Source organism: Williamsia sp. (assembly GCF_016462415.1).
In the GTDB taxonomy this organism is placed as follows: Bacteria; Actinomycetota; Actinomycetes; order Mycobacteriales; family Mycobacteriaceae; genus Williamsia_A.
On record NZ_JAEMTF010000150.1, the window covers coordinates 1 to 7,608 of the forward strand.

Consider the following 7,608-nt stretch of genomic DNA (forward strand, 5'->3'; position numbering starts at 1 on the left):
GAGCGTCCCGTTCACACCGGGAAGGTCGCTGGTTCGATCCCAGCCGGGACCACCACCTCGCACCGCGAGTTCCGTCTTCCGATCGATTCCTGCCGGTGACCGGTGACCGTAGGGTTGAACCCGACATATCCGCCGCACCCGCGGATCGGCACCGAGTGAGGACCACGCCTGCGATGACTGACCAATCGGAGTCCACCGCCCGTACCGATGCCGACTCACCGTCGGACGACCCCGGTGGGCTGCTGCCCGACGCGCTGCAGCGACGGCGGGACAAGATCGCAGAGAAGCCCACGCTCAACCTGGTCTACCGGATCGGCGTCGGCGTCATCGGCACCGCGGTCCTCATCGTCGGCATCATCGCGATCCCGTACCCGGGCCCCGGCTGGCTGATCGTCTTCGCCGGCCTCGGCATCCTCGCCACCGAGTTCTCCTGGGCGCACCGCCTGCTGATCTTCGCCCGCGGCAAATACGACGCGTTCGCCGACTGGCTCAAGAAACAACACTGGTCGGTGCAACTTCTCTTCGGCGTGTTCACCTTCGCGATCGTCGTCGCGACCCTGTGGATTCTCGGTGCTCTCAAGCTCGCCGGGGGCTGGGTCGGCATCGAGTGGAGTTGGCTCCAGAGCCCCATTCTCTGACCGTCCCCGACCTCTCCGGGGTCGGCGCGCGCGGAATCCGGTGGCCGCGGCCGATACGATCATGGGGCTGATTGCCGCGGCCGGTCGCCGCGGTGGTCGATTTTGTCTGTGACCACCGAGGTCACCACATCTGAGGAGCTGTCACCGTGCCCGAGAATTCCGTAGTCACCAGTCCAGCCACGATTCGTGTGCCGGCCGGGACCACGGCGGGCACCGCGCTGCGCGAGGCCGGCGCCGAGAACAAAGGCCCGGGCGCCGTCGTGGTCGTCCGCGATCCCGAGGGCGCACTGCGTGACCTCTCGTGGACCCCGGATGCCGACGTCGACGTCGAACCGGTCATCGCGGCCAGCGACGCGGGCCGCAGTGTCATCCGCCACTCGGCCGCGCACGTGTTGGCGCAGGCCGTCCAGGAACTCTTCCCCGACGCCAAGCTCGGTATCGGACCGCCGATCACCGACGGCTTCTACTACGACTTCGACGTCGCCGACCCGTTCACCCCGGACGATCTCGTGGCGCTCGAGAAGAAGATGAAGCAGATCATCAAGTCGGGTCAGCGGTTCTCCCGACGGGTCTACGACTCGCTCGACGCGGCCAAGGCCGAACTCGCCGACGAGCCGTACAAGCTCGAGCTCGTCGACGACAAGGGCTCGGCGGACGACCCCGAGGTGATGGAGGTCGGTGGCGGTGAACTGACCGCGTACGACAACCTCAACCCCCGGACCGGCGAACTGATCTGGTGCGACCTCTGTCGCGGTCCGCACGTCCCGACCACCAAGTACATCGCCGCGTTCAAGATCACCCGCAGCTCCGCCGCCTACTGGCGCGGCGACCAGGCGAACGCCGGCCTGCAACGCATCTACGGCACGGCCTGGGAGTCGACCGAGGCGCAGGACGCCTACCTCGAACTGCTCGCCGAGGCCGAGCGCCGCGACCATCGTCGCCTCGGTGTGGAACTGGACCTGTTCAGCTTCCCCGACGAGCTCGGCTCGGGTCTGCCGGTGTTCCACCCCAAGGGCGGGATCATCCGCAAGGAGCTCGAGGACTACTCGCGGGCCCGCCACTCCGCGGCCGGCTACGAGTTCGTCAACACCCCGCACATCACCAAGGGGCACCTGTTCGAGGTCTCCGGTCACCTGGACTGGTACCGGGACGGCATGTTCCCGGCGATGCACGTCGACGAGGAATTGAACGACGACGGCACGATCCGCAAGCCCGGTCAGGACTATTTCCTCAAGCCGATGAACTGCCCGATGCACAATTTGATCTTCCGGGCGCGTGGACGGTCCTACCGCGAACTGCCGTTGCGGCTCTTCGAGTTCGGGTCGGTCTACCGGTACGAGAAGTCCGGCGTCATCCACGGATTGACCCGCGTCCGTGGCATGACGCAGGACGACGCGCACATCTACTGCACCCGCGACCAGATGGCGGGGGAGCTGACGTCGCTGCTCACCTTCGTCCTCGATCTGCTCTCCGACTACGGCCTCGACGACTTCTACCTCGAGCTGTCCACCCGCAACCCGGAGAAGTCGGTCGGCTCCGACGAGGTCTGGGAGGAGGCGACCGCGACGCTCGCGGCGGTCGCGGCCGACTCGGGTCTCACGTTGGTTCCCGATCCCGGGGGCGCGGCGTTCTACGGACCGAAGATCTCGGTGCAGGTCAAAGACGCCCTGGGGCGCTACTGGCAGATGTCGACGATCCAGCTCGACTTCAACCTGCCCGACCGCTTCGAACTCGAGTACACCGGCAACGACGGTGCCAAACACCGGCCGGTGATGATCCACCGCGCCCTGTTCGGATCGATCGAGCGCTTCTTCGGAGTCCTCACCGAGCATTACGCCGGCGCGTTCCCGGCCTGGCTGTCCCCGGTCCAGGTGGTCGGCATCCCGGTCGCCGAGGACTACGCCGCACACCTGCAGGGTGTGGTCGACACGCTGCGCGCCGGCGGTATCCGCGCCGAGGTGGACCACTCCGAGGACCGCATGCAGAAGAAGATCCGCAACCACACGACCGGTAAGGTCCCGTTCATGATGCTCGCCGGCGACCGCGATCTGCAGGCGGACGCCGTCAGCTTCCGCTTCCGCGACGGCACCCAGGTCAACGGCGTACCGGTCGACCACGCGGTCGCCGCGGTGTCGCAGTGGGTCTCGGCACGACGCAACGAGTCGCCGACCGCGGATTTCTTCGCCCACCTGGCCGGTACCGAGACCACGAGCGGCGCCGGAGCACAGTGACCGAGGAGCAGATCCGCGACAGCGGCGCCGGCGAACCCGACCGGCTGTCGCGTCTGTGGAGTCCGCACCGGATGTCCTACATCACCTCCGCGGTCAAGGGGTCCGACTCCGGGTCGGCGGCGTCGAGTCATCCGTTTCTCGACATCCCCAGGCTGTCGGACGAGGACGGTCTGGTGGTGGCCCGTGGGGAGTCGGTGTACGCGGTGCTCAACCTGTACCCCTACAACCCGGGGCACTCGATGATCGTGCCGTACCGTCAGGTCGCCGACCTCGAGGATCTGACGCCCGCGGAGAGCGCCGAATTGATGGCGTTCACCCAGAAGCTGATCCGGGCCATCAAGACGGTGTCGCGTCCGCATGCGTTCAACGTGGGACTCAACCTCGGTACCGCGGCCGGCGGATCGTTGGCCGAACACCTGCACCAGCACGTCGTCCCGCGGTGGGGCGGCGACGCCAACTTCATCACGGTGATCAGCGAGACGAAGGTGATGCCGCAGCTGCTGCGCGACACCCGCTCGCTGCTCGCCGACGCGTGGACGGCCCTCGGAGACTGACATGGCACGTTTTCTCAGCATCACCGGTCGGGCAGGGATGTCCAAGATCACCGTGCCCATCGCGCGCAGCCTCCTCAAGATCGGTCTGACCCCCGACGCGATGACCGTGATCGGCACCGTCGCCTCGGTGGCCGCGGCGGTCACGCTGTTCCCGATGGGTTACCTGCTCGCCGGTGCGTTGGTCATCTGGCTCTTCGTCATGTTCGACATGATCGACGGCGCCATGGCACGTGCCCGCGGGGGCGGGACGCGCTTCGGCGCCGTCCTCGACGCCACCTGTGACCGCATCGCCGACGGCGCGATCTTCGCCGGTCTCGGTTGGTGGGCCGTCGTGCACTCCGACCACGAGATCCTGTTCATCGGGTTGATGATCTGCCTGGTCACCTCCCAGGTGATCTCCTACGCCAAGGCCCGGGCCGAGGCGAGCGGGCTGAACGGCAACGGCGGACTGATCGAGCGGCCTGAGCGGCTCATCATCATCCTGGTCGGCGCCGGGCTCAGCCAGCTCGCGATGCCGTGGCTGATCCACGTCGCGGTCTGGGCGCTCGCCGCGGGCAGTGTGATCACCGTCGGCCAACGCATGCTGTCGATCTCGAACTCCCCGGGCGCCCGCGACCTCCTGCCGATCGAGAACAAGTCGGAGCAGACCGCCACCGAGCAGACCACCGAATCCGAGCCGCCCAGGTGAGTCTCGCAGGACGGGTGGCCGATTGGGGATATGGCGCTGGATGGTCGATGGTGCGCCGGCTCCCCGAACGGACCGCGCGGCGGGCGTTCGACACCGTCGGGGCACGCGTCGGCGCCCGCGGCGGACCGGACCAACTCCGGCGCAACCTCTCCCGCGTGTTGGGCGTCGCGCCCGCCGAGGTGCCTGCAGAGCTCATGCGCGACGCGATGCGGTCCTACGCCCGCTACTGGTGCGAGGCGTTCCGCCTGCCCGCCATGGACTTCGCCACCGCGGCATCCCGGGTGTACGTCGCGCCACCGGATCTGGCGAACTTCGAGACCGCCTACGCCAAGGGCAAGGGTGTGGTCTTCGCGCTGCCGCACAGCGGGAACTGGGACATGGCCGGCGTGTGGCTCGTCCAACGAACCGGGCAGTTCGCGACGGTCGCCGAGCGGCTCGAGCCCGAGTCGCTGTTCCAGAAATTCGTCGACTTCCGCGAAAGCCTGGGCTTCGAGATCTTTCCGCTCTCCGGGGGAGAGCGTCCACCGTATGAACAACTGGCGCAACGACTCCGCGACGGTGGTGTCGTCTGCCTGCTCGGCGAGCGGGATCTCGCCAAGCACGGTGTCCCGGTGGAGTTCTTCGGAGAGCCGACTCGCATGCCCGCGGGCGCGGCCAAACTGGCCATCGACACCGGCGCCGCGCTGATGCCGGTGCACCACTTCTTCACCGATGGTCCGAATTCGCAGATCCTGTGCGACCCGCCGATCGACGTCTCGGACGGTGTCGGACCGGCGACGCAGGCCGTCGCCGACGCCTTCGCCCGGAACATCGCTGCGCACCCGCAGGACTGGCACATGCTCCAGCCGCTGTGGGAGGCGGACTGGTCCGACGAACGACGTGCTCGCATCGAGAGTCCGGGCCGATGAAGATCGGGATGATCTGCCCCTACTCGTTCGACACCCCGGGCGGGGTCCAGGCCCACGTTGTCGAACTCGCCCAGGTGTTCATCGAGCGCGGACACACGGTGAGCGTCCTCGCGCCTGCCGGAAACGACACGACACTGCCGGACTACGTCGTCTCGGTGGGCCCGGCATTGGCCATCCCGTACAACGGGTCGATCTCCCGGGTGAACTTCGGGCCGAAGGCCTACGCCCGTATCCGGGAGTGGTTGCGCGACGGCGAGTTCGACGTCCTGCACGTGCACGAGCCGAACGCCCCGAGTATCTCCATGCTGTCACTGATGGTGGCCCAGGGGCCCATCGTGGCGACGTTCCACACGTCGACGACGAAGTCGTGGTGGCTCAGCACCTTCCAGGGCATCCTGCGCCCGTACCACGAGCGCATCGTCGGCAAGATCGCCGTCTCGGAGCTGGCCCGCCGCTGGCAGATGGAGTCGCTGGGGTCGGATGCGGTCGAGATCCCCAACGGCATCCACGTCTCGGCCTTCGCCGACGCGCCCCCACTCGAGGGTTTCCCGCGGGAGGGGCGCACAGTGCTTTTCCTCGGCCGATACGACGAGCCGCGCAAGGGCATCGACGTGTTGATGCGTGCACTGCCCGCGATCGTCGCCCGCTTCCCCGACATCACCGTGCTCGTCGTCGGCGGCGGCAACGAACGCGCGTTACGCCGACGCGCGGGCACGCTGGCTGATCACCTCGTCATCCTCGGCCAGGTCGACGACGCGACGAAGGCGCGCGCGCTGGCCTCGGCGGATGTGTACTGCGCGCCCAACCTGGGTGGCGAGAGCTTCGGGATCGTGCTGGTGGAGGCCATGGCCGCGGGTGCCGCCGTCGTCGCCAGCGAACTCGACGCGTTCCGTCGTGTCCTCGACGACGGACGTTCGGGACGTCTGGTGACGACGGGCAACGGTCAGGCGTTGGCCGCCGGCGTCATCGACCTCCTCGGTGACGACGCGGCCCGCTCCGAGCTCACCGCCCGGGCGTTCGAGCGCGCCCAGCGCTTCGACTGGTCGCGCATCGCCGACCAGATCCTGCAGGTCTACGAGACCGTCACCGTGGGTGCGGATCCGGTGTTCGTGAGTGACTGACCCGGACACCCGACTTCTGCGCGACCCGACCGAACAACCGACGAGACCGGCCAAGGGGTAGAACATGACTGTTTCGGCGTTGACGATCCTCGTCACCGGCATCGTCGTGCTGGTGGTGGTGATCGTGTTCGGGTGGATCTACAAGACCGCGAACCGACTCGATCGCCTGCACGTCCGCGTCGACCTGGCCTGGCAGTCCCTCGACGCCGCGCTGGCCCGTCGCGCCGTCGTCGCCCGCACGATCGGCTCCGGTCTCGGCGCCGACGGGCGGGAACTCATCGCCGCCGCCGACCGCGCCGAACGCGCCGACCGGACCGCACGTGAGTCCGCGGAGAACCAGGTGTCGTCGCATCTCGCGCAGGTCGACACGTCCACGCTGCGTGCACAGGTCGTCGCCGAACTCGCCGACGCCGACGCCCGGGTGATGATCTCCCGGCGGTTCTACAACGACGCCGTGCGCGACACCCTCGCGCTCCGCGGCCGGCGCCCGGTGCGGTGGTTGCAGCTCGGCGGCACCGCGGAGATGCCGCGTTACCTCGAGATCGTCGAACGTGTTGTGATCTGAGTCATCGCCCGGGTGAAGCTTCGCGGGAGACGTCCGTCGAACGACTCGGCCCTGCGCAGGTCAGCCGCTGCCAGGGGCCTAGAATCGACGCGACACCCGGTGTTGTCTGGCCACGCAGCGGTCGAACAGCGGAGAACACAGCAAGTAGATCGTCGCGCCTGCAGGCGCGCGTCAGGAGAGCATCACAATGAGCAACAGCCACGAGAACGAGACCTCCCAGCCGATTGGCCCGGGCACCGCCCGGGTCAAGCGTGGAATGGCGGAGATGCTCAAGGGCGGTGTGATCATGGACGTGGTCACCGCCGAACAGGCAAAGATCGCGGAAGACGCGGGCGCGGTGGCGGTGATGGCACTCGAGCGGGTTCCCGCCGACATCCGTGCCGAGGGCGGCGTGTCGCGGATGAGCGACCCCGACATGATCGACTCGATCATCTCCGCGGTGTCCATCCCGGTCATGGCCAAGGCCCGCATCGGCCACTTCGTCGAGGCGCAGATCCTGCAGAGCCTCGGTGTCGACTACATCGACGAGTCCGAGGTCCTCACCCCGGCGGACTACCGCAACCACATCGACAAGTGGCAGTTCACGGTCCCGTTCGTCTGCGGCGCCACCGGTCTCGGCGAGGCACTACGACGGATCACCGAGGGAGCGGCCATGATCCGTTCCAAGGGTGAGGCCGGAACCGGTGACGTGTCCAACGCCACGACGCACATGCGCACCATCCGCGACGAGATCCGGCGCCTGACGTCGATGCCGGAGGACGAGTTGTTCGTCGCCGCAAAGGAACTGGGCGCACCCTACGAGCTCGTCGCCGAGGTCGCGAAGGCGGGCAAACTGCCCGTCACGCTGTTCACCGCGGGCGGAATCGCCACCCCGGCCGACGCCGCGATGATGATGCAGCTCGG

The 7,608-nt window shown here is 67.8% G+C and carries 7 protein-coding genes and 1 pseudogene; all 8 read left to right on the forward strand.

Annotation, left to right across the window (positions count from 1 at the left end):
• The first annotated feature begins 173 nt into the window (after window positions 1-173).
• Entirely contained in the window at window positions 174-638 is a 465-nt protein-coding gene (locus tag JHC79_RS21930; RefSeq protein WP_296394875.1) for a TIGR02611 family protein, read from the forward strand.
• A 146-nt stretch (window positions 639-784) separates the two neighbouring features.
• Window positions 785-2,869, forward strand: coding sequence for a threonine--tRNA ligase (gene thrS, locus JHC79_RS21935; RefSeq protein WP_296394877.1), 2,085 nt, complete (start codon window positions 785-787; stop codon window positions 2,867-2,869).
• Window positions 2,866-3,423, forward strand: a complete 558-nt coding sequence (locus tag JHC79_RS21940) for an HIT domain-containing protein (protein ID WP_253663321.1) — start codon at window positions 2,866-2,868, stop codon at window positions 3,421-3,423. Before thrS ends, JHC79_RS21940 begins: the two co-directional genes overlap by 4 nt.
• A 1-nt stretch (window position 3,424) precedes the next feature.
• Window positions 3,425-4,111, forward strand: a complete 687-nt coding sequence (gene pgsA, locus JHC79_RS21945) for a phosphatidylinositol phosphate synthase (RefSeq protein WP_296394881.1) — start codon at window positions 3,425-3,427, stop codon at window positions 4,109-4,111.
• 47 nt (window positions 4,112-4,158) lie between these two features.
• Window positions 4,159-5,019, forward strand: coding sequence for a phosphatidylinositol mannoside acyltransferase (locus tag JHC79_RS21950; protein ID WP_296394882.1), 861 nt, complete (start codon window positions 4,159-4,161; stop codon window positions 5,017-5,019).
• Window positions 5,016-6,140, forward strand: a complete 1,125-nt coding sequence (locus JHC79_RS21955) for a glycosyltransferase family 4 protein (RefSeq protein WP_296394885.1) — start codon at window positions 5,016-5,018, stop codon at window positions 6,138-6,140. Before JHC79_RS21950 ends, JHC79_RS21955 begins: the two co-directional genes overlap by 4 nt.
• Window positions 6,141-6,204: 64 nt before the next feature.
• Window positions 6,205-6,693: pseudogene (locus tag JHC79_RS21960) on the forward strand (exopolyphosphatase); the annotation flags it as partial.
• 199 nt (window positions 6,694-6,892) lie between these two features.
• Window positions 6,893-7,608 (forward strand): pyridoxal 5'-phosphate synthase lyase subunit PdxS (pdxS, locus tag JHC79_RS21965; RefSeq protein ID WP_296394886.1); only part of this gene is annotated, 716 nt, incomplete at its 3' end.

Excerpts from the sequence above, each read along its gene's own strand:
- JHC79_RS21930 (WP_296394875.1), top strand. The coding sequence starts at position 174 with ATGACTGACCAATCGGAGTCCACCGCCCGTACCGATGCCGACTCACCG.
- pgsA (WP_296394881.1), top strand. The coding sequence starts at position 3,425 with ATGGCACGTTTTCTCAGCATCACCGGTCGGGCAGGGATGTCCAAGATC.
- JHC79_RS21950 (WP_296394882.1), top strand. The coding sequence starts at position 4,159 with ATGGTGCGCCGGCTCCCCGAACGGACCGCGCGGCGGGCGTTCGACACC.
- JHC79_RS21955 (WP_296394885.1), top strand. The coding sequence starts at position 5,016 with ATGAAGATCGGGATGATCTGCCCCTACTCGTTCGACACCCCGGGCGGG.